Source organism: Superficieibacter sp. (genome assembly GCF_032071645.1).
GTDB lineage: Bacteria > Pseudomonadota > Gammaproteobacteria > Enterobacterales > Enterobacteriaceae > Superficieibacter.
In genome coordinates this window covers 137,753-160,497 of sequence record NZ_DAMAPU010000007.1, presented here as the reverse complement: position 1 = coordinate 160,497, position 22,745 = coordinate 137,753, and the positions used below count along the sequence as shown (strand labels likewise).

Annotated in this window: 19 protein-coding genes; 8 read left to right on the top strand and 11 right to left on the bottom strand. The window is 53.8% G+C overall.

Translation table 11 applies throughout. The features are described from left to right. The 11 genes from mraY to leuO all read right to left on the bottom strand — a co-directional run bounded on the left by mraY (position 1) and on the right by leuO (position 12,778). Complete coding sequence (mraY, locus tag RT197_RS14800; protein ID WP_312951855.1) at positions 1-1,083, bottom strand: phospho-N-acetylmuramoyl-pentapeptide-transferase; 1,083 nt, start codon at positions 1,081-1,083, stop codon at positions 1-3. Next, positions 1,077-2,435: a UDP-N-acetylmuramoyl-tripeptide--D-alanyl-D-alanine ligase gene (murF, locus tag RT197_RS14795; protein ID WP_312951853.1), complete on the bottom strand. Its 1,359-nt coding sequence runs from the start codon at positions 2,433-2,435 to the stop codon at positions 1,077-1,079. The genes mraY and murF overlap by 7 nt, the downstream gene beginning before the upstream one ends. Next, the gene (gene murE, locus RT197_RS14790) at positions 2,432-3,919 is read right to left on the bottom strand and encodes a UDP-N-acetylmuramoyl-L-alanyl-D-glutamate--2,6-diaminopimelate ligase (protein ID WP_312951851.1); all 1,488 of its coding nucleotides are present in this window, start codon (positions 3,917-3,919) and stop codon (positions 2,432-2,434) included. The genes murF and murE overlap by 4 nt, the downstream gene beginning before the upstream one ends. Beyond that, positions 3,906-5,672: a peptidoglycan glycosyltransferase FtsI gene (locus RT197_RS14785; protein ID WP_312951849.1), complete on the bottom strand. Its 1,767-nt coding sequence runs from the start codon at positions 5,670-5,672 to the stop codon at positions 3,906-3,908. Before RT197_RS14785 ends, murE begins: the two co-directional genes overlap by 14 nt. Positions 5,673-5,687: 15 nt before the next feature. Then, on the bottom strand, positions 5,688-6,053 hold the full coding sequence (gene ftsL, locus RT197_RS14780) for a cell division protein FtsL (protein WP_312951848.1): 366 nt from the start codon (positions 6,051-6,053) through the stop codon (positions 5,688-5,690). Then, a complete protein-coding gene (rsmH, locus tag RT197_RS14775) occupies positions 6,050-6,991 on the bottom strand; it encodes a 16S rRNA (cytosine(1402)-N(4))-methyltransferase RsmH (RefSeq protein WP_312951846.1) in 942 nt (313 codons plus the stop codon). The genes ftsL and rsmH overlap by 4 nt, the downstream gene beginning before the upstream one ends. A 1-nt stretch (position 6,992) precedes the next feature. Further along, the gene (gene mraZ / locus RT197_RS14770; protein ID WP_312951844.1) at positions 6,993-7,451 is read right to left on the bottom strand and encodes a division/cell wall cluster transcriptional repressor MraZ; all 459 of its coding nucleotides are present in this window, start codon (positions 7,449-7,451) and stop codon (positions 6,993-6,995) included. A gap of 620 nt (positions 7,452-8,071) precedes the next feature. Then, positions 8,072-9,076, bottom strand: coding sequence for a catabolite repressor/activator (gene cra, locus RT197_RS14765; RefSeq protein ID WP_312951843.1), 1,005 nt, complete (start codon positions 9,074-9,076; stop codon positions 8,072-8,074). A gap of 172 nt (positions 9,077-9,248) precedes the next feature. Further along, positions 9,249-9,740 carry an acetolactate synthase small subunit gene (ilvN, locus tag RT197_RS14760; protein ID WP_312951841.1) on the bottom strand — a complete coding sequence of 164 codons (492 nt, stop codon included), beginning with the start codon at positions 9,738-9,740 and terminating at the stop codon, positions 9,249-9,251. A 2-nt stretch (positions 9,741-9,742) separates the two neighbouring features. Next, on the bottom strand, positions 9,743-11,467 hold the full coding sequence (gene ilvI / locus RT197_RS14755; RefSeq protein WP_312951839.1) for an acetolactate synthase 3 large subunit: 1,725 nt from the start codon (positions 11,465-11,467) through the stop codon (positions 9,743-9,745). Between the two features lie 366 nt (positions 11,468-11,833). Beyond that, positions 11,834-12,778: a transcriptional regulator LeuO gene (gene leuO, locus RT197_RS14750; protein WP_312951837.1), complete on the bottom strand. Its 945-nt coding sequence runs from the start codon at positions 12,776-12,778 to the stop codon at positions 11,834-11,836. A 612-nt stretch (positions 12,779-13,390) separates the two neighbouring features. On the opposite strand from leuO, the gene leuL reads away from it, so the two are divergent. The 8 genes from leuL (at position 13,391) to RT197_RS14715 (ending at position 22,738) form a co-directional block, all read left to right on the top strand. Continuing rightward, the gene (leuL, locus tag RT197_RS22015; protein WP_409529700.1) at positions 13,391-13,486 is read left to right on the top strand and encodes a leu operon leader peptide; all 96 of its coding nucleotides are present in this window, start codon (positions 13,391-13,393) and stop codon (positions 13,484-13,486) included. 90 nt (positions 13,487-13,576) lie between these two features. After that, on the top strand, positions 13,577-15,148 hold the full coding sequence (gene leuA, locus RT197_RS14745) for a 2-isopropylmalate synthase (protein WP_312951835.1): 1,572 nt from the start codon (positions 13,577-13,579) through the stop codon (positions 15,146-15,148). Continuing rightward, complete coding sequence (leuB, locus tag RT197_RS14740; RefSeq protein ID WP_312951834.1) at positions 15,148-16,239, top strand: 3-isopropylmalate dehydrogenase; 1,092 nt, start codon at positions 15,148-15,150, stop codon at positions 16,237-16,239. Before leuA ends, leuB begins: the two co-directional genes overlap by 1 nt. Before the next feature lie 2 nt (positions 16,240-16,241). Then, positions 16,242-17,642 (top strand): 3-isopropylmalate dehydratase large subunit, encoded by a 1,401-nt coding sequence (gene leuC, locus RT197_RS14735; RefSeq protein WP_312951832.1) that lies wholly within the window; start codon positions 16,242-16,244, stop codon positions 17,640-17,642. A 10-nt stretch (positions 17,643-17,652) separates the two neighbouring features. Further along, positions 17,653-18,258, top strand: a complete 606-nt coding sequence (gene leuD, locus RT197_RS14730) for a 3-isopropylmalate dehydratase small subunit (RefSeq protein ID WP_312951830.1) — start codon at positions 17,653-17,655, stop codon at positions 18,256-18,258. A 299-nt stretch (positions 18,259-18,557) separates the two neighbouring features. Continuing rightward, the gene (locus tag RT197_RS14725) at positions 18,558-19,568 is read left to right on the top strand and encodes a LacI family DNA-binding transcriptional regulator (RefSeq protein ID WP_312951952.1); all 1,011 of its coding nucleotides are present in this window, start codon (positions 18,558-18,560) and stop codon (positions 19,566-19,568) included. Positions 19,569-19,645: 77 nt separating this feature from the next. After that, positions 19,646-21,046, top strand: a complete 1,401-nt coding sequence (locus RT197_RS14720; RefSeq protein ID WP_312951828.1) for a glycoside-pentoside-hexuronide (GPH):cation symporter — start codon at positions 19,646-19,648, stop codon at positions 21,044-21,046. 3 nt (positions 21,047-21,049) lie between these two features. Next, positions 21,050-22,738: a glycoside hydrolase family 32 protein gene (locus tag RT197_RS14715; RefSeq protein WP_312951826.1), complete on the top strand. Its 1,689-nt coding sequence runs from the start codon at positions 21,050-21,052 to the stop codon at positions 22,736-22,738. Positions 22,739-22,745: the final 7 nt, after the last annotated feature.

Genomic DNA, 22,745 nt, shown 5'->3' with positions numbered 1-22,745 from the left:
TTAACGTACCTTCAGCGTAGCCAGGCCAATCAGCACCAGCATCAGCGAAATAATCCAGAAGCGCACGATCACGCGCGGTTCCGGCCAGCCTTTCAGCTCATAGTGGTGGTGGATCGGTGCCATGCGGAAAATGCGCTGACCGCGCAGTTTGAACGATCCGACCTGCAGGATCACCGACAGCGTTTCCACCACAAACACACCGCCCATGATCACCAGCAAAAACTCCTGACGCAGCAGCACGGCAATAATGCCCAGCGCGCCGCCCAGCGCCAGCGAACCGACGTCGCCCATAAATACCTGCGCCGGATAGGTGTTAAACCACAGGAAGCCCAGCCCCGCGCCCACGATGGCGGTACAGACAATCACCAGTTCGCCCGCGTGTCGCAGATAAGGAATATGCAAATAGTTAGCAAAATTCATGTTACCGGTCGCCCACGCGACCAGCGCAAACCCGGCGGCCACGAAGACAGTCGGCATAATCGCCAGACCATCGAGGCCGTCGGTCAGGTTAACGGCATTGCCGGTGCCAACGATCACGAAGTAGGCCAGCAGGATGTACAGAACGCCCAGCTGCGGCATGACGTCTTTAAAGAACGGCACCACCAGCTGCGTGGCGGGGGTATCGTTGCCGACCAGGTACAGCGCAAAGGCAACGCCCAGCGCGATGATCGACATCCAGAAATACTTCCAGCGGGCAATCAGTCCTTTGGTGTCTTTGCGCACCACTTTGCGGTAGTCGTCCACAAAACCAATGATGCCGTAGCCCACCAGCACGACCAGCACGCACCAGACGTAAGGATTAGAAGGATAGGCCCACAGCAGGACGGAGATAACAATGGAGGTCAGGATCATAATCCCGCCCATCGTTGGCGTACCGCGTTTGCTGAAGTGCGATTCCGGGCCGTCATTACGGACGACCTGACCAAAAGAGAGTTGTTGCAGGCGGGCGATCATACGCGGGCCCATCCACAAGGAGATGAACAGCGCGGTCAGCAGGCTGACAATGGCGCGAAACGTCAGATAGGAAAAGACGTTAAAGCCGGAATAATATTTGACCAAATGCTCGGCCAGCCAAACTAACATGTCCCGTTCTCCTGTAGTGCGAGTACCACCTCTTCCATAGCGGCGCTACGTGAACCCTTCACAAGAAGGGTAATAATTTGCTGTTCAGCAATAAGTTCTTTCAGGCGCGCGATGAGCGCGCTCTTTTCAGTAAAATGTTCACCCACGCCGCTGGCCTGGCTGATGGCCTGGCTTTGCGTGCCGACGCTCAGCACCCGGTCAATGCCCGCCGCTTTCGCTGCTTCGCCAACCTGAACATGGCAGGCTTCACTTTCCGTTCCCAGTTCTGCCATATCCCCTACCACCATCACGCGGTAACCCGGCATTTCAGCCAGTACCTGCACAGCAGCGGTCATGGAACCAACGTTGGCGTTATAGGTATCGTCCAGCAGCAGCTGATTTTCTGCCAGCTGTACCGGGAACAGACGCCCTGGTACCGCCTGCAAAGTGGCAAGGCCGTTTTTCACCGCAGACAAGTCGGCACCGACCGCCATCGCCAGAGCTGTCGCCGCCAGAGCGTTGGCTATGTTGTGTCGGCCCGGCAGCGGCAGCAGGACATCGATACTGCCGACGGGCGTTTGCAGCGTAAATTCAGTACCACGGGTGGTAACGTGAATATTGGTGGCGGTAAAGTCGCTGTTGGCGGCATTCGGTGAAAAGCGCCACACTTTGCGTTCGCCAATCACACTCTGCCAGTTCAGCCAGTCGTTGTTATCGGCGTTCATAATGGCGATACCGTCTACCGGTAGTCCGGTGTAGATTTCGCCTTTCGCTTTCGCCACGCCCGCCAGCGATCCAAACCCTTCCAGATGGGCAGCGGCCAGGTTGTTGACCAGCGCCGCTTCCGGCTGGGTCAGCCCGACGGTCCAGGCGATTTCACCCTGATGGTTCGCGCCCAGTTCAATAACCGCGTACTGATATTCCGGCGTCAGGCGCAGCAGCGTCATCGGCACGCCGATGTCATTATTCAGATTACCTGCGGTATAAAGCGTTTTGCCGCATTCGCTGAGAATGGAAGCGGTCATCTCTTTTACAGAGGTTTTACCGGAGGAACCAGTCAGGGCCACCACGCGGGTTGGCACCTGCTGACGTACCCATGCCGCCAGTTCGCCAAAGGCGCGGCGGGTATCGCTGACGACCAACTGCGGCAGGTCGATATCCAGTTTACGACTGACCAGCAGCGCGCCCGCGCCGCCTGCTTTCGCGTTGTCCGCGAAGTCGTGGGCATCGAAGCGCTCGCCCTTCAGCGCCACAAACAGGCAGCCTGGCATGACGTTGCGGGTATCGGTAGTCACCGCCTCAAGGGTCAGGTCGCTGCCGTGCAATTCGCCTTTCAGGATGGTGGCAAGCTGGCTTAACGTAACACGGATCATGCAATCACCCCCAGCAGACGTGCAGCGGTGACGCGATCGGAATAGTCCAGACGACGGGTACCGACGATCTGATAATCTTCATGGCCTTTCCCTGCCAGCAGTACCACGTCGTTTTCTTTCGCCTGCATGATAGCGCTGGTAACCGCTTCGGCACGGCCTTCCATCACTTTCGCCCGGCCTGCGTCAAGCATTCCGGCGAGGATATCGTTGATGATGGCACGCGCCTCTTCGGTACGCGGGTTATCGTCGGTGACGACCGGGATGTCGGCGAACTGCTCGGCAATCGCGCCCATCAGCGGGCGTTTGCCTTTATCGCGGTCGCCGCCGCAGCCAAATACGCACCACAGTTTCCCCGTGCAGTGTAAACGCGCTGCCGCCAGCGCTTTTTCCAGCGCGTCCGGCGTATGGGCGTAGTCCACCACCACGGTCGGTTTGCCCGGTGCGCTGAAGACTTCCATTCGCCCGCAAACAGGCTGTAGCCGCGCCGCGGTTTTCAGCAGTTCCGCCAGCGGATAGCCCAGCGCCAGCAGCGTAGCGAGCGCCAGCAGCAGATTGCTGACGTTAAATGCCCCCATCAGGCGGCTTTCGATTTCGCCGTCGCCCCAGGAGGAGGAAAAGCGGATCGTCGCGCCGCTGTCGTGGTAATTCACCACCGTTGTCTTCAGCCAGCGACCATGACAGTTCGGATTAATGTGATCGTCCATCGACACGGCAACCGCGTCCGGCAATTTGCTCAGCCAGCGGCGACCAACTTCATCGTCGGCATTGACGATGGCCTGACCAAAATGATGGGTAGAATAAAGCAGCCATTTCGCCGCTTCGTAGTGTTCCATATCACCGTGATAATCAAGATGATCGCGGCTTAAATTGGTGAATACCGAGGCGGCAAACTTCAGCGCGGCAACGCGGTGCTGCACCAGACCGTGTGAAGAGACTTCCATGGCGGCAAAGGTCGCCCCCTGCCCTGCCAGATTCGCCAGCACCTGTTGTACATCGACGGCGGAACCGGTCGTATTTTCGGTGGGGCTGACTTTCCCCAGCAGGCCGTTGCCCACGGTGCCCATCACCGCGCTGGTCTCACCCAGCAACTGGCTCCACTGCGCCAGCAGTTGCGTGGTCGTGGTTTTGCCATTGGTGCCGGTCACGCCGACCAGACGCAATTGTTCGGCTGGCTGCCCGTAAAAACGGCCTGCCAGCGCTGAAAGGCGCTCGTTAAGCTGGCTAAGATACACCACCGGCACGCCGTGCATTTCACGGATTTCGCCGTCGGTGGCTTCATCTTTAGCTTCAGCAATGATGGCAGCTACACCTTGCGCTATCGCCTGCGGGATATATCGACGCCCGTCCGCCTGATGACCTGTTACCGCCACAAAAAGATCGCCCGATGCAGCCGTCCGGCTGTCGAGCGTCATTTCCCGCAGCGCCCGCGCAGGCAGACCTGCCACCCACGGAGCAAGAAGGTCGCGCAAATTACGATCTGCCACCGGTTCCCTCGCCTTGATTAATTACGAATTCACTTTTTTCGCCCGTTGCCAGCGCGTCCGGCTCGATGTTCATGGTGCGCAGTACGCCGCCCATGATGGCACCAAACACCGGTGCGGAAACGGCACCACCGTAGTACTTACCCGCCTGCGGATCGTTGATGACCACCACCAGCGCAAAACGCGGCTGGCTGGCGGGCGCAACGCCTGCGGTATAAGCAATGTATTTATTGATATAGCGCCCGTCGGGGCCAACTTTTTTCGCCGTACCGGTTTTAATCGCGATGCGATAGCCTTTGATGGCAGCCTTCACGCCACCACCACCGGGCAGCGCGACGCTTTCCATCATGTGCACCACGGTGCGCACGATGGGCTCCGGGAAAATACGTTCACCGGGAACCGGCGGGTCAACTTTGGTGATCGACAGCGGACGATACACGCCGTAGCTGCCAATCGTTGCATAGACTCGCGCTAACTGTAACGGCGTTACCATTAGCCCGTAGCCGAAAGAAAAGGTGGCCCTCTCTATGTCAGACCACCGTTGTTTTTTAGGATATAAGCCACTGCGTTCTCCGACCAACCCCAAATTGGTCGCTTTTCCCAGTCCAAAGTGTGAGTAAGTATCTACTAACGCTGAGGACGGCATCGCTAACGCCAGCTTGGAAACGCCAACGTTACTCGACTTCTGCAATACCCCGGTAAGGGTTAATTCGCTGTAGCGCGCCACGTCTTTAATTTCATGACCATTAACGCGATAGGGAACGGTATTCAGGACGCTGTTTTCACGCACCACGCCACGCTGGAGCGCGGTCATTACCACCATAGGCTTCACCGTGGAGCCGGGTTCAAACACGTCAGTGATAGTGCGGTTACGCATGACGTCTTTCGCGGTGCCGCTCAGATTGTTCGGGTTGTAGGAGGGGCTGTTAGCCATCGCCAGCACTTCGCCGGTGTTTACATCGACCAGCACGGCGCTGCCCGACTCGGCTTTATTGAAGGCCACGGCGTTGTTCAGTTCACGATACACCAGCGCCTGAAGGCGTTCGTCGATGCTCAGCGCCAGATTGTGCGCCGCCTGACTGTCCGTGGAGGAAATATCTTCAATAACGCGCCCGTAGCGGTCTTTACGCACGATGCGCTCACCGGGTTGTCCGGTCAGCCACTTATCGAAACTGTTTTCGACGCCTTCAATTCCCTGACCATCGATGTTAGTAAAACCAATGAGGTGAGCAGTCACTTCCCCGGAAGGGTAGTAGCGGCGCGCCTCTTCCCGCAGGTGAATACCGGGCAGCTTAAGCTTTTTGATATAGTCACCCAAATCCGGGTTGACCTGACGGGCAAGATAAATAAAGCGCCCTTTGGGATTGGCGTTTACGCGAGCGGAAAGCTGGTCGAGCGGCATTTTCAGCGCATCGGAAAGCGCTTTCCAGCGGTTATCAAGGGTGATGCCGCCCGCATCATGTAGCTCTTTGGGATCGGCCCAGATCGCTTTCACCGGCACGCTGACGGCCAAAGGACGACCGGAGCGGTCGGTGATCATGCCACGGGAAGTGGAGACTTCCTGCACGCGCAGCGAGCGTAGATCGCCCTGGCGCACCAGCATATCCGGGGCGATGATCTGCAACCAGGCGACGCGGCAAAGCAGAAAACCCAGCGCCAGTAAAATGCAGCCGCACAGCAACGCAAAACGCCAACTGATAAAGTTGGCTTGTTCTTCCTGCCGTTTTAACTTATGCGTCTTTGCCGCGGCTTTCATGCGTTGTATAAATCCTTATTTTTGTACGACGATATTTTCCTGCGAAGGATCGACATGCTGCATTTGCAGCTTTTCCGTTGCGATCCGCTCAACCCGGCTGTGATCGCCGAGCGCATTTTCTTCAAGGATCAGGTTGCGCCATTCAATGTCCAGCGCATCACGCTCCACCACCAGTTGTTCGCGCTGGGCGGTTAGCAGGCGCGTATGGTGCGCGGTGGTGACCACCGTAATCGCGGTAACAATAATGCAAATGAACAGACAGAGTGGCAGTTTGCCAAAGCGCATGAGATCGCTGCCGATCACGCCAGGCAAGGCATGGCGCTCGTTGCTTCCTAACGATCCTTTAACTTTGCCTATGGCTTCTGTCACTCTGACGATCATGCGTTCGTCCTCTCTGCAATGCGCAGAACTGAACTGCGGGCGCGTGGATTCTCTGCCACTTCATCTTCGCCCGGCATCAACTTGCCTAACGCTCGTAACTGACGACCGCCCAGTTTGCTCAGCTGTGCTTCAGTCATCGGTAACCCTGCCGGAACCTGCGGACCACGGCTTTGTTCGCGCATAAAGCGCTTCACAATGCGGTCTTCCAGCGAGTGGAAACTGATGATCGAAAGCCGCCCGCCGGGGGCCAGTACATCGATCGAGCTTTTTAGCGCCTGCTCTATCTCCTCCAGTTCACTGTTTACCCAGATGCGCACCGCCTGGAAGGTACGGGTCGCGGGATGTTTGAATTTGTCTTTTACCGGCGTTGCCGCCGCCACGACTTCCGCCAGCTCTTTGGTGCGGGTCATTGGCTCTACGCGGTTACGCTCGACGATGGCACGGGCAATACGTTTGGCAAAGCGCTCTTCGCCAAAAGTTTTAAGCACCCAGGTGATATCGGCCTCTTCCGCCTTCAGCAGCCATTCGGCAGCCGACTGCCCACGGGTCGGGTCCATACGCATATCCAGCGGACCGTCGCGCATAAAAGAGAAGCCGCGTTCAGCATCGTCAAGCTGGGGGGAAGAGACGCCAAGATCGAGGAGGATGCCGTCGATCTTGCCGGTAAGTTCGCGCTCGCTAACATAGTCTGCCAGCGCGGAAAAAGGCCCATGAATAATGGAAAAACGCGGATCGTTGATCGCCTGCGCTACGGCAATGGCCTGCGGATCGCGGTCGATCGCCAGCAGACGTCCCTGCGGTCCAAGCTGACCGAGGATCAGGCGTGAGTGACCACCACGACCAAAAGTACCATCAATATAGATACCTTCCGGGCGAATGTTCAGACCGTTGACGGCTTCATCAAGCAAGACCGTGGTGTGTTTAAAATTTTCCATCATATTATAGAGATAAGTCCTGCAACCGCTCCGATAATTCTCCGGTGGCGGATTGCTCAGCATCGATGTCTTCCTTGACTCGTTGATACCAGGCCGTTTCGTCCCACAGTTCAAATTTATTAAACTGTCCAACCAGCATCACTTCTTTGGTCAGTCCGGCATGCTGCCGTAAAACCGGCGCAATTAATAACCGCCCAGCGTTGTCCATCTGACATTCGCTGGCGTGTCCCAGAAGCAGGCGTTGCACACGACGCTCAAGGGGATTCATGCCTGACAAACGAGATAATTTTCGCTCGATAATTTCCCACTCAGGCAAAGGGTAAAGCAGCAGACAAGGGTGATGGAGATCAATGGTGCAAACCATTTGACCGGAGGCGCTTTCAATCAGCGTATCCCGATACCGGGTAGGTACGGATAACCGACCTTTGCTGTCAAGATTGACCAGTGCCGCTCCACGGAACATGCCCGCTCACCCCTTATCACCACTTTATCCCACAAATTCCCACCAGAGGGAGTTTACGGAGCGGAGGAAAAGCTTGTCAAGCCAGCAAAAACGCCAGAGCGATTAAAAAACCCGATCCTGACGGTCGTTGATGGCTTTGATTAAATACCGAGCGATATGTGAAGCAAATTAACGCTATGAATATTTGTAAGAAAAAAATCCCGCGCTTCATTCTCAGAAGAAAGCGATCGGTATCTTCAGGCGAAAATATAAAGTGTCAGTTTGCGACGCGAGCGGCATTTTAGGACATTCCCGGAAGGGTTAACAGCACATCTTGGCTACGCAGTGAGTGAAATGCAGGGTTGTCGCCTGATAAACATACACCGGGCGGATGATAAGAGGCCCAGGCGGGCAACGAATGTAACAAAAAGATACGACAGAAATATAAATTTACTTATCTACCCCCTGATAACGGCTTTTAAGCGACGCATTAAAGATGAAATAAATTTACCCTGCAGAAAAAATGGATTTATCTGAATCTTAATTAACTGTTATTCAAAATATCAGTAATAAATGAACAATATAGACTGCATCCGGCAAGCGCGTCCGACGGTCGACACCGCCGGACGTGAGGCGTGAAGTTAGTGACGGCTGAGTATACCGCGGCGATACAGATTACGGCGGATGCGACTTAAGCCCGGCTTAGGTTTACGCGGTTCATCAAGGCTGGCAAGGACGATTTCTAAAACCCGCTCAGCCACATCACGATGACGCTGGGCTACCGCCAGCACCGGACACTGTAAGAAATCCAGCAGCTCATTATCGCCGAAAGTGGCAATCGCCAGATCGGACGGCAGCTTGCCATCGCGACGCAGCGTGACATCCATCACGCCCTGCAATAGCGCAAAGGAGGTGGTGAATAACGCCTGCGGCATCGGATGCGTTTCAAGCCATTTCTCAAACAATTGCGCGGCGGCCTCACGCTCATAGCTATTGGCATACAGGTAATGGACGTCGCGCGGATCGTCTTTCCAGGCCGTGCGGAAACCCTGCTCGCGCAGGAAGCTGACCGAAAGCTCCGGTAACGCGCCTAAATAAAGCACGGTGTCCGCCGGGAAAGTGCGCAGTTCCGCCGCCAGCATTTCGGCATCATCCTGATCCGCACCGACCACGCTGGTGAAGTGTTCGCGATCCAGCGCACGATCCAGCGCCACAATTGGGAAAGTATCATTCGCCCAGCGCTGATAAAAAGGATGCTCCGGGGGCAGCGATGTGGAAACGATAATGGCATCCACCTGACGCTGTAGCAGATGCTCAATACAGCGCATTTCGTTATCCGGTTGATCTTCCGAACAGGCAATTAATAACTGATACCCACGCTGACGCGCCTGACGCTCAAGATAGTTAGCAATGCGGGTATAGCTGGTATTTTCCAGATCCGGGATCACCAACCCGATAGAGCGGGTGCGTCCTGCGCGTAGCCCTGCCGCCACCGCATTCGGGTGATAATTGTGCTCGCGCACTACGGCCATGACTTTTTCGACGGTTTTATCGCTGACACGGTACTGCTTCGCTTTACCGTTAATCACATAGCTGGCGGTAGTCCTTGAGACGCCGGCAAGCCGGGCGATTTCATCCAGTTTCACAATTGCCCCTTAAGAAAAAAGATACTCCATAACCTTTTTAAGGTTAAAATCCTTAACATCTAAGCGCAGAATAATCACAGGGGCAACCGCTTTTCTTTGCGCTCATCCCGGTTTTCGTAAAAAAAAGCCCGACCAGCGCGCGGTCGGGCGTTATATCAGGCGGTTTTAACGATTAACGCATGATTTTATCGCCGCGCGACAGTCCAACAATTCCTGAGCGCGCCACTTCTACAATGCGGGCCACGTCGCGCAAAGTGGCGAGAAACGCATCCAGTTTATCGCTGGTTCCGGCTAGCTGAACGGTATACATCGATGGGGTAACGTCAATAATTTGCCCACGGAAGATCTCCGTGTTGCGTTTGACCTCTTCACGCCCGTAACCGCTGGCCTGTACCTTTACCAGCATAATTTCCCGCTCAACGTGTGGCCCCTGCCCCAGCTCGTTCACGCGCAGTACATCCACCAGCTTATGGAGCTGCTTTTCGATCTGCTCGATGGCTTTTTCATCCCCGACGGTCTGGATCGTCATCCGCGAAAGTGTGGGATCGTCGGTAGGCGCGACCGTTAAGCTTTCAATGTTATAGCCACGCTGCGAAAAAAGGCCGATCACGCGCGACAGTGCGCCAGACTCATTTTCCAGTAAAACCGATAATATCCGGCGCATAATCAGGTCCTCTCCGTTTTGCTCAGCCACATTTCATCCATTGCACCGCCCCGGATCTGCATCGGGTAGACGTGCTCGCTCCCGTCAACGGTGACATCGACAAAGACCAACCGTTGATTGCGGACCTGCTCCAGCGCTTCACTCAGCTTCGCGTCAAGATCCTGCGGATGGGTGATTTGAATACCGACATGACCATAGGCTTCCGCCAGCCGCACGAAATCCGGCAGCGACTGCATATAAGAGTGGGAATGGCGGCCGGAGTAGATCATATCCTGCCACTGCTTCACCATACCGAGATAGCGGTTGTTGAGATTGAGCACCAGCACCGGCAAATCATATTGTAATGCTGTGGACAGCTCCTGAATGTTCATCTGGATGCTGCCGTCACCGGTTACGCAGACTACGGTTTCTTCCGGCAGCGCCATTTTCACGCCCAGCGCGGCAGGAAGGCCAAAGCCCATCGTCCCCAGGCCACCGGAGTTGATCCAGCGGCGCGGCTTGTCGAAAGGATAATAGAGCGCGGCAAACATCTGGTGCTGACCGACGTCGGAAGTCACATAGGCCTCGCCCTTCGTCAGACGCCAGATCGCCTCAATCACCGCCTGTGGCTTGATACTTTCGCTTTGCGTGTCGTACTTCAGGCACTGACGAGCGCGCCACTGGTCGATTTGCAGCCACCAGTCGCGGATCTCATCCAGCGGCTGGGCGGCACGCTCTGGCTCCAGCAGCTCCAGCATCTGCTCCAGCACGCGGCGGGCATCGCCGACAATGGGCACGTCAGCATTCACGGTTTTTGAAATTGAAGTAGGATCGATATCAATATGCAACACCGTGGCATTCGGGCAATATTTTGCCAGATTATTGGTAGTGCGATCGTCAAAGCGCACGCCAACGGCAAAAATCACATCGGAATGATGCATCGTCATATTGGCTTCGTAAGTGCCGTGCATCCCCAGCATACCCAGCGCCTGCCGGTGGGTGGCGGGAAATGCGCCAAGTCCCATAAGAGAGGAAACGACCGGCAGATTTAGCGTTTCGGCCAGTGCGCGTAATTGATCGTGACACTCTGCGTTGATCGCCCCGCCGCCGACGTACACCACCGGTTTTTTCGCGGCGACCAGCGTTTGCAGCGCGCGCTTGATCTGGCCTTTATGCCCGGACGTGGTGGGATTATAGGATCGCATACTGACCGACTCCGGCCAGACGTAGGGTAATTTATTCGCGATGTTAAGAATGTCTTTTGGCAGATCGACCACCACCGGACCAGGGCGACCGCTTGCCGCCAGCCAGAAGGCTTTTTTCAGCACCCCAGGAATATCTTCCGTCTGCTTGACCAGAAAGCTGTGTTTTACCACCGGGCGGGAGATCCCCACCATATCGCACTCCTGGAAAGCATCGTAGCCAATCAGCGATGAGGCTACCTGTCCCGAGAGGATCACCAGCGGAATCGAATCCATATAGGCCGTGGCGATACCGGTTATTGCATTGGTCGCGCCGGGGCCGGATGTCACCAGCACGACACCCACCTCCCCCGTGGCGCGCGCCAGCCCGTCGGCCATATGCACGGCGGCCTGCTCGTGGCGGACCAGCACATGATCGATGCCGCCAACGGTATGTAGCGCATCATAAATATCGAGGACTGCGCCTCCGGGATAGCCGAAAACCTGCTTTACGCCCTGGTCGATAAGCGACCGGACGACCATCTCGGCTCCTGACAACATCTCCATGGTTTGCCTCCAGGCTTCTGTTTTTAATTAGGGCAGAACTCATTTTCCGCCGCTGATTTTTACGGGATTATTCCTTGCACATCTCTAACATAACCGCTCGGTATAAGGCAGGCAATCGATTAACAGAAGGTACAAGGGCAAATCAGAAGAGGAAATAACAGCAAACGGAGGGAAATTAGCGGAAAGTTCGAGTGATGATAAAAAATGATGTTCAATACTCGGCGATGAGGATAAAACACAGGAAATCATCCATTTTTTTCTGCCGCGTGAGCAGCGCCCACCCGACATAACAGAATAAGATACTTTAAATGAGGAAATAAAAAGAATAAACCGGACGTCTGGCATCCGGTTTATTGGCGGGAGATATTAGCGGCGGCAAACTGAAACCAGCAGTTCTTCCATCCACTGATGGCCTTTATCGCGGCCTGCGGCCTCATGCCATGACAGATAGCAGGTGCGGCTATTCAGCTTCAGCGGTAACGGCAGGATCTGGATTTCCAGCTTGCCGGAAAACTCTTCCGCCAGCCAGCGCGGGGCGATACACACCAGATCGGTTTTAGAAATCACGTTCAGTACGCTGATTAATGCCATGCCCTGATAAGCAATGCAGGATTGTTTGTCTGGCGTGTCGTACCACGGGGCGCTGAAAGAGGCAAAACGGTCAAGCGCAACAACGGCATGTTCTTCGTTATACACATCGCTTTCGCGCAGTGGGCCTTTTAAACGTGGATGTTTTCTGCTGGCAACCAGCACCATTTCATCTTTAAACAACGGCACGCACGAAAACTCCGGGCGACGAAAATCTTCATAGCCGATAACAAATTCTGTTTCCTGATAACGCAGCTGATGTTCTGTATTTTGATTGAGCGACGATTTGAAAACCAGGTGGATATTCGGTGCGATTTCTTCCACTTTGTTATAGATAATGGAGGTCAGGTAATTATCCAGCGGGCTGCAAACGCACAGGTTAAAAATACGTTCGCTGCTCACCGGTTCGAATCCAGACCCCGGCAGTTCATTTTGAACCAGTTGCAGCGCCTGACGCACGGAGCCAAAAAGCTGGAAAGCTCTTGCCGTTGGTTGAATACCACGACCATAGCGCACAAAAAGTTCATCATTAAACATCACTTTAAGGCGTGCTACCGCATTACTGACGGCAGGTTGAGACATACCTAACGCGTGAGCAGCACGGGTGATATTTTGCTCCTGCATGACCGCGTCAAATACCGTTAGAAGATTTAAATCCACCATCCGAAGCTGAGGCTTAATTTCTTCGCGACTTTGGGGGTGTTCTGTTTTTTCAGCCTGCATATTTAACTCCACTGTCACACTAAGTTCCCTTTGCCATTACGCAGCGATAAATACTATTAATATGATTTACCATGCATATAGAATGAGCAAAAGGGAAAGTTTACATTTTAGGAATATATAAAGGTTTGGAAGATTAAAAATGGAGATGAAGCCCAAACTGAATGAGACAAAAAAACGCCAGAACCATAACCATGACCTTATAGATCAAGTTTAATCATAAACACCATCAATAAACAATCAGCCATCTGGTTAATAACGATTTAAGTAAAACTTAACCCTCACCTCTTTAAATACAAATATTTTACACTGAATGATCAAATAATATCTATTTACGTTAAAAACCCATACCCTCATTAGCAAACAGGATAAAAATCAATACATTATAAATATTTCTAAAAATAAAATTTTGAAAAAAATGTTATTGATGTTAATCCCGTGATTAAATCATCCGCGCTCACTAATATATTCCTCCATTAAAACGGCGCTTCTTCAGCACAATTAGCTAAAGTTCGTTCTGGATAAAACACCGATTAGCGGCGTTTTGTCAGGCAAGGGGTTGACATCGATCGCGCTATCCAGTACCACTAAAGGCATATCTTATTCATCTGGAGTATGGCTTACATGATTCGTTCCACTCGTCGCCTCGGTCTACTACTACTAAACGCATCCTCATTGCGCGGTAGACTGGCGGGCGACGGACAACGTTAAGCCTCTTCAGTAAGAAAAAACCCGCGCCACTGCGCGGGTTTTTTTATGCTCGTTGCACAGCGCCCCGGACAGACAAAAAGGACCTAAACCATGAGCCAGCAAGTCATTATTTTCGATACCACCTTACGCGACGGTGAACAGGCGTTACAGGCAAGTCTGAGTGTGAAAGAGAAATTGCAGATTGCGCTGGCACTTGAGCGTATGGGCGTTGACGTGATGGAGGTGGGTTTCCCGGTCTCTTCTCCGGGGGATTTCGAATCTGTCCAGACTATTGCGCGCCAGGTTAAAAACAGCCGCGTCTGCGCCCTGGCCCGCTGTGTCGAGAAAGATATCGACGTTGCCGCTGAATCCCTGAAGGTGGCTGACGCGTTCCGCATTCATACTTTTATTGCGACCTCCCCGATGCATATCGCCACCAAGCTGCGCAGCACCCTGGACGAAGTGATTGAGCGGGCGGTGTACATGGTCAAACGCGCACGCAACTATACCGATGATGTGGAATTCTCCTGCGAAGATGCCGGGCGCACTCCGATTGCCGATCTGGCCAGGGTGGTGGAAGCCGCCATCAATGCGGGTGCGAAAACGATTAACATCCCGGATACCGTCGGCTACACCATGCCATTTGAATTTGGCGGCATCATTCAGGGGCTGTACGAGCGCGTCCCCAATATTGATAAAGCGATTATCTCTGTACATACTCATGACGATCTGGGCCTGGGCGTCGGCAACGCGCTGGCGGCGGTCCATGCGGGCGCACGTCAGGTTGAAGGCGCAATGAACGGCATCGGCGAACGCGCCGGTAACTGCTCGCTGGAAGAAGTGATCATGGCGATCAAAGTGCGCCATGACATTCTGAACGTCCACACGCAGATTAATCATCAGGAGATCTGGCGCACCAGCCAGATGGTCAGCCAGATTTGCAACATGCCGATCCCGGCGAACAAAGCGATTGTCGGCACCGGCGCATTCGCTCACTCTTCCGGCATCCATCAGGACGGCGTGCTGAAAAACCGCTCCAACTACGAAATTATGACCCCGGAATCTATCGGCCTGAATCAGGTTCAACTGAATCTGACTTCCCGCTCTGGCCGGGCGGCGGTAAAACACCGCATGGACGAGATGGGTTACAAAGAGACCGATTACAATCTGGACAACCTGTACGACGCCTTCCTGAAACTGGCAGACAAAAAAGGCCAGGTCTTTGATTACGATTTGGAAGCGCTGGCCTTTATCAATAAGCAGCAGGAAGAACCGGAGCATTTCCGCCTGGACTACTTCACCGTGCAGTCCGGTTCGAATGATATTGCCACCGCCTCCGTGAAGCTGGCCTGCGGTGACGAAGTGAAAGCCGAAGCCGCCAACGGCAACGGTCCGGTGGACGCCGTGTATCAGGCGATCAACCGCATCACCGATTACAACATTGAACTGGTGAAATATGGCCTGACCGCGAAAGGCCACGGCAAAGATGCGCTGGGCCAGGTGGATATCGTGGTCAACTACAATGGTCGCCGCTTCCACGGCGTGGGTCTGACAACCGATATCATCGAATCATCGGCAAAAGCCATGGTCCACGTGCTGAACAATATCTGGCGCGCCGCCGAAGTCGAAAAAGAATTACAACGTAAAGCTCATAATAAAGAACACAACAAGGAAACCGTGTAATGTCGAAGAATTACCATATTGCCGTGTTGCCGGGTGATGGCATCGGCCCGGAAGTGATGACGCAAGCCCTGAAAGTGCTGGACGCCGTGCGTCAGCGCTTCAACCTGACCATCTCCACCAGCCATTACGACGTGGGTGGAATTGCCATCGATCGCCACGGCAACCCGCTGCCGCAGGCAACCGTAGCAGGCTGCGAGCAGGCCGACGCTATTTTGTTTGGCTCGGTTGGCGGCCCGAAATGGGAAAAATTACCGCCGGATCAGCAGCCGGAACGCGGCGCGCTGTTGCCGCTGCGTAAACACTTCAAATTATTCAGCAACCTGCGCCCGGCTAAACTGTACCAGGGGCTGGAAGCATTCTGCCCGCTGCGTGCTGACATTGCCGCCAACGGCTTCGACATCCTGTGCGTGCGTGAACTGACCGGCGGCATCTATTTCGGTCAGCCAAAAGGCCGCGAAGGCACAGGCCAGCATGAGAAAGCGTTTGATACTGAGGTTTATCACCGCTTTGAGATCGAGCGCATCGCGCGGATTGCCTTTGAATCCGCCCGCCAGCGTCGCCGTAAAGTGACGTCCATTGATAAAGCAAACGTCCTGCAATCGTCTATTCTGTGGCGCGAAATCGTCAGCGAAATTGCCGGGGATTACCCTGACGTTGAGCTGGCGCATATGTACATCGACAACGCCACCATGCAGCTGATTAAAGATCCTTCTCAGTTCGACGTGCTGCTGTGCTCCAACCTGTTTGGCGACATTTTGTCTGACGAATGCGCCATGATCACCGGCTCGATGGGGATGCTGCCCTCCGCCAGTCTGAATGAACAAGGTTTTGGCCTGTACGAACCGGCTGGTGGCTCCGCGCCGGATATCGCCGGGAAAAACATCGCCAACCCCATCGCGCAGATCCTGTCGCTGGCGCTGTTGCTGCGCTACAGCCTGAACGCAGGCGACGCGGCAACCGCCATTGAAAGCGCCATTAACCGCGCATTAGAAGAAGGCGTCCGCACCGGGGATTTAGCCCGTGGCGCGGCGGCGGTCAGTACCGATGAAATGGGCGACATCATCGCCCGCTATGTTGCCGAAGGGGTATGATCATGGCTAAGACGCTGTATGAAAAATTGTTTGATGCGCACGTTGTTTATGAAGCGCCGAATGAGACCCCGTTGCTGTACATCGACCGTCATCTGGTACACGAAGTGACTTCTCCGCAGGCATTTGACGGTCTGCGCGCCCATGGTCGGCCGGTCCGCCAGCCGGGGAAAACCTTCGCGACCATGGATCATAACGTCTCAACGCAGACCAAAGACATCAACGCTTCCGGCGAGATGGCGCGTATCCAGATGCAGGAGCTGATCAAAAACTGCAACGAGTTTGGCGTCGAGCTGTACGACCTGAATCACCCGTATCAGGGGATCGTCCACGTGATGGGGCCAGAACAGGGCGTGACCCTGCCGGGCATGACCATCGTCTGCGGCGACTCCCATACCGCGACCCACGGCGCGTTTGGCGCGCTGGCGTTCGGCATCGGCACCTCGGAAGTTGAGCACGTGCTGGCAACGCAGACTCTGAAACAGGGCCGCGCCAAAACCATGAAAATTGAAGTCCAGGGCACGGCGGCGGCGGGGATCACCGCCAAAGATATCGTGCTGGCGATTATCGGCAAAACCGGCAGCGCGGGCGGTACGGGCCATGTAGTGGAATTCTGCGGCGACGCGATCCGCGCGCTGAGCATGGAAGGCCGGATGACCCTGTGCAATATGGCGATTGAAATGGGTGCCAAAGCGGGCCTGGTTGCGCCGGATGAAACCACCTTTAACTATGTGAAAGGCCGCCTGCACGCGCCAAAGGGCAAAGATTTTGACGATGCGGTTGCGTACTGGAAAACCCTGAACACCGACGAGGGCGCACATTTTGACAGCGTCGTCACTTTGCAGGCCGCAGAGATCGCCCCGCAGGTCACCTGGGGCACCAATCCGGGTCAGGTGATCTCCGTTAACGAGATCATCCCCGATCCCGCATCGTTCAGCGATCCGGTCGAGCGCGCCAGCGCCGAAAAAGCGCTGGCCTATATGGGGCTGAAGCCGGGTATTCCGCTGACCGACGTCGCCATCGACAAAGTGTTTATCGGCTCCTGTACCAACTCACGTATTGAAGATCTGCGCGCGGCGGCAGAGGTTGCCAGAGGGCGTAAAGTCGCGCCTGGCGTCCAGGCGCTGGTCGTGCCCGGCTCCGGCCCGGTAAAAGCGCAGGCGGAAGCGGAAGGTCTGGATAAAATCTTTATCGAAGCCGGTTTTGAATGGCGTCTGCCGGGCTGCTCCATGTGCCTGGCGATGAACAACGACCGCCTGAATCCAGGTGAGCGCTGCGCCTCCACCAGCAACCGTAATTTTGAAGGTCGCCAGGGGCGCGGCGGACGCACGCATCTGGTTAGCCCGGCAATGGCCGCCGCCGCCGCCGTCACTGGTCGTTTTGCCGACATTCGCAGCATAAAATAAGGAGCACATCATGGCAGAGAAATTTACTCAACATACTGGCCTGGTGGTTCCGCTGGATGCCGCTAACGTCGATACCGACGCCATCATTCCAAAGCAGTTTTTGCAGAAGGTAACGCGCACCGGTTTTGGCGCGCATCTGTTCAACGACTGGCGTTTTCTGGATGAAAATGGTCAGCAGCCAAACCCGGAATTTGTGCTGAACTTTCCGCAGTACAAAGGCGCGTCGATCCTGCTGGCGCGGGAAAACTTTGGCTGCGGTTCCTCGCGCGAGCATGCGCCGTGGGCGCTGACCGATTATGGCTTTAAAGTGGTGATCGCGCCGAGCTTCGCCGACATCTTCTATGGCAACAGTTTTAATAACCAGTTACTGCCGGTCACGCTCAGCGATGAGCAGGTTGATGAACTGTTTACGCTGGTGCAATCCCGGCCGGGCATCACCTTTGAGGTCGACCTCGAAGCGCAGATGGTGAAAGCGGGTGATAAATCCTACCGTTTTAACATTGACGCTTTCCGCCGCCACTGCATGTTAAATGGCCTCGACAGTATCGGTCTGACGTTGCAGCATGACGACGCCATTGCTACTTACGAAAATAAGCAGCCCGCGTTTATGCGCTAATCTATCGGGGGCCAGCGGCCCCTGTTTTTTATTGTCCAGGGATCTGCTCACCTGCCTCTTTTTGGATTGACCTGAACATTACCAGCCGCGTTATTTCTCTCCCCCCGCCCTGTTATTAAACAGAATAATTTTTAGTAAACCTGTTACGGGCTTCTTTGGCGCACAGGATTTCAGTAGTAATAAAACTGCGATAGCCAGCGGCGTTTTATGTAACGCAACAACATGTGAACTGGCTTACATTTTCTCCCGCGCTCGCCACTTATAGTTCTTTTATCTTATGGACAACACATTTAATCACTATGGCATCACTGAAAGATGTAGCAAAAAGAGCCGGAGTCTCTACTGCCACCGTGTCACGGGTTATCAATAACCATCCCGGTGTGGTTCAGGAAACCCGCAAAGCGGTACACGATGCGATGGATTATCTTTGTTATGTGCCAGATAAAAGCGCGTTTCAACTTAGCGGGAAATGTTCCGGGCTGGTGGGTGTGGTATTACCGAATCTGGTTAATCCGCATTTCTGTGAGTTGTTAGCCACATTTGAAGAAGAAGCAAAACACATTGGAAAGTCAATAATCGTTAAAACTCATCAAAACCAGCCGCAGCAGGATAAACAAATTATTCACACGCTGGTTGGGATGGGAATCGACAGCCTGCTGTGGGTGCCGACCGAAGCCGAGGCCGGGCTTTCAGAGTGGTTGACGATAACCAACATTCCGGTCGCGGTGGTCACGCAGGTATCGCGTTTTTTTAATTCCGTGTCGATTAATCAGGCAAAGGGCGCGGAAAGCATAGCAGAACATTTCATCCACACGGGATGTACCTCTTTTGGATTTGTCGCCCAACAGGGTGTCGATAACCGAAAAGTCTCTTCTTATAGTAAAAAGATCGCCAGTCACGGTCTGACCATCGCCAAAGAAAACCAGTTCTGGATCAGTAAAGGAGAAGGCGAAAAAATATCAGGGCATATTCATATCCTTGATGTCATCATTGAAAAACTGGCTTCAGGACAGCAACCCTGCGCATCCCTTTTAGTCTATAACGATGTCGTCGCCAGTTATATTATAGAGGGTCTGAAAGAAAGGGGCGTTATTGTTCCCGGAGATATCGCCATTGCCAGTTTCGATAATACCTTACTGGCGCAAACTAAAAAAATAACCAGCGTGGCGCAACCGATCAATGAAATTGCCCATCTGGCATTTCAATTAGTTAAAAATAAACATCGTCAGGAAAGTATCGAAATGTATGAAATTGTCTCCCGACTTATGATACGGGACAGTAGCATCGATATTACTATGACCACCCTGTAGATTTTATTTCACTGCCCCATTCTTATCACAGGCATTTATTTGCCTGTATTTATGACTGCACACAAAGAGGTGTAATTATGTCTGTTACTGCAATGGATAAGCAAAACGCATACGGAAAAATAAGTTTGCGAGAGAAAATAGGCTACGGGATGGGCGATGCCGGATCGTGTATGATCTGGAGCGTGCTGGCGCTGTATCTGACCTGGTTTTATACCGACGTGTATGGCCTTGATGCTGGAATTGTCGGCACACTGTTTCTCGTCGTGCGTATTTTTGATGCCTTTACCGATCCGCTGATGGGGGCGATTTGCGATCGAACCCAAAGCCGCTGGGGAAAATTTCGTCCGTGGTTACTCTGGATGGCCTTACCGTTTGGTTTAGGTGCCGCCGTCATGTTTACCACGCCTGACCTGAGCATGAATGGAAAAATCCTCTATGCCTGGGCAACGTATATTGTGATGTCGCTAATTTACACTGCGATTAATATTCCCTACTGTTCCGTTGCTGGCGTGATTACGCTCAACCAAAAAGAGCGAATGGGCTGTTTATCATGGCGTTTCTTCCTGAACGGTTTGGCAACGCTGATTATCTCCTCCTCTATCCTGCCATTAACTGACTGGCTCGGTAACGGCGACCGGGCTTCCGGTTTCCAGTTAACCATGATGATTATGGGTGCTGCGGGTACGCTGATGTTTCTGTTCTGCTTCGCCAGCATCAAAGAGCGCGTCATATCAGTGAAAAGCAATGATTCATTACTGCGAGACCTGAAAGATATCGTCAAAAACGATCAGTGGTTATTGATGATTTCAATTACCTTTTTAAACGTCTTTCCGGCATTTATTCGTGGTGCGGTAACCATTTATTATGCGACCTACGTAATGCAAGCCTCTGTTGGATTTATCACTTTCTTTATGGGACTTGGCGTCGCCTGTAGTATGCTGGGCAGCATTATCGCTAAACCACTGACAGACCGCTTCGATAAAATTAAACTGTTCCAGACGCTCAATATCATCCTCGGTTTACTTTCTCTGGCCCTGTGGTTTGTTAATCCCCATTCCCTGCTGCCATTACTCACTTTATTTATCATCATTAATATTCTGCATCTTATCCAGGCTGGTCCGATATTGTGGGGCATGATGTCTGACGTCGATGACTATGGTGACTGGAAATTCGGCAAACGCCTTACCGGGATCTCGTTTGCAGGCAATCTGTTTATGTTGAAAATGGGTCTGGCCATCGCCGGGGCAATCGTGGCCTGGATTCTGGCTTACACCGGTTATATCGCGAACAAACCAGAACAAAATCCGCAAACCATTCAGGGCATTATTATTATGTTTTCGCTGCTGCCGATGGTGAGCTATTTCATCAGCGCATTTATGGTGCGCTATTTCAAACTGAATAATACCTTCCTTGAAAAAATTAAAACTGACCTTGCCAAACGCGAATTAACGCGTTGCCAACCGCATTCACAGGAATAAAAAATGATGCTGTTATTGAATGTTAAGCACGGCCAGCGCCTGGATTTATGGCTGAAAGAGACGCAGCCAGCAGCACAGGCTCTGTTCGCCATAAGTATTAATGGCAAAGAGGTTTTTAAGATCGTCGGGACAGCACGTTATTTCCAGTATTTTAGCTGGACTGCCTGTCAGGATGGCGTTGCCAGTATTGAATGGCGGCCTGCGTATAGCGAGATTTCGCTGTGCTACAGCTGGCACCCGGATTCGCTGCCGGGCAACGGCGTCACCTTTATCTCCACCCAACCCGATGATTTTCGCCTGTTGAACGACCACGACACGGCGCGTTGGTATCAGCAGGAGCCGTTACGCCCGGCACTGCACTTCTCACCGCGCACGGGCTGGATGAACGATCCCAACGGCCTGCATCGTAAAGGCGACGAGTGGCATCTGTTTTATCAATATCATCCCCATTCAACCCAGTGGGGACCGATGCACTGGGGGCACGCGGTCAGCCGCGATCTTTACCACTGGCGACACTATCCCGTCTTTCTTCAACCGGAGCAAAATCTGGCGGCGCTCGGAGCGACCGGCGGCGCGTTCTCCGGTAGCGCATATACCGATAAACAGGGCCAGACCCGCTTCTGGTACACCGAACGTCTTCCGGCTTACGATCTGTACCGCGACTACCGCGAAATTCAGAAGATGGCCATACCACACCCGGATTACGATAAACCCGCGCTGGTAAAAACCGCCTTGACCGAACTCCCACCCGGCGTCGATTGCGATTTTCGCGATCCAAAAGTCTGGTATGAGGAAGCCGATGCCACTTTTTATATGATTCTTGGCGCAGCGGTTAACGGCGATCCGGCCATGCTGCTGTTTCATTCCCCGGACAGTGAGCACTGGACATTTCACCACGTTCTGTATGTGGCTCCCGCGTATTTCCGTGAAAACGGCGGACGTAGCATTGAATGCCCGGACTTTTACTGCCTCGACGGTATCTGGGTATTGATCATCAGCGTGGTCGGTTACACGGAGCCTGTCACCGGTCGGCATAATATCCTGTTCGCGCAAACCGGTGATTTCTGCCGGGGCTTTTTCACGCCGTCCTCCCAACCGCTGCAAATGCTGGATTTTGGCACCGATTTCTATGCCTTGCAGACCTGGGGCGAAGAAGACAGCCGAACGGGTTTTGCCTGGCTCTATAACTGGGCGACGCAGAAAAATGTTGATTCAGCTTACAGCGGAGAGATGTCATTGCCGCGTCGTTTTCATCTGAATACCCGGCAGCAGCTTTGCATGACGCCCGTTCTGCCACCCGAATCGCTGATCTTAAGCCGGGAGATACTGCCCGATCATCACCGCTGGACCTGTCGTGAAGGTTGCAAGGCCTGCACGATCGTCTTCACGCCTGCCGCTCTTTTCCATCTGATGCTCACCGGTGATAGCGGTCAGCAAATCAGCCTGGACTATGACGGCAAAAATTTGACGCTGCGGGAACACGGCGTGGATGACGGACGCTACCACGCCCCGCTCGCCGCCGCTGGCGATGTGACGCTGTGCTTTGATGCCGGGATCGTTGAGGTCTTTGCCCATCAGGGCAGCGTATGCGGCACGCGGCGCTATTACTCATGCAGTCATTTAACCGGCGTTCAGATTAGCGGCGCGTCAGCCGTGCTTACCCGCTATCGGGCAACGTACGTGGAAGAATAAATTTATT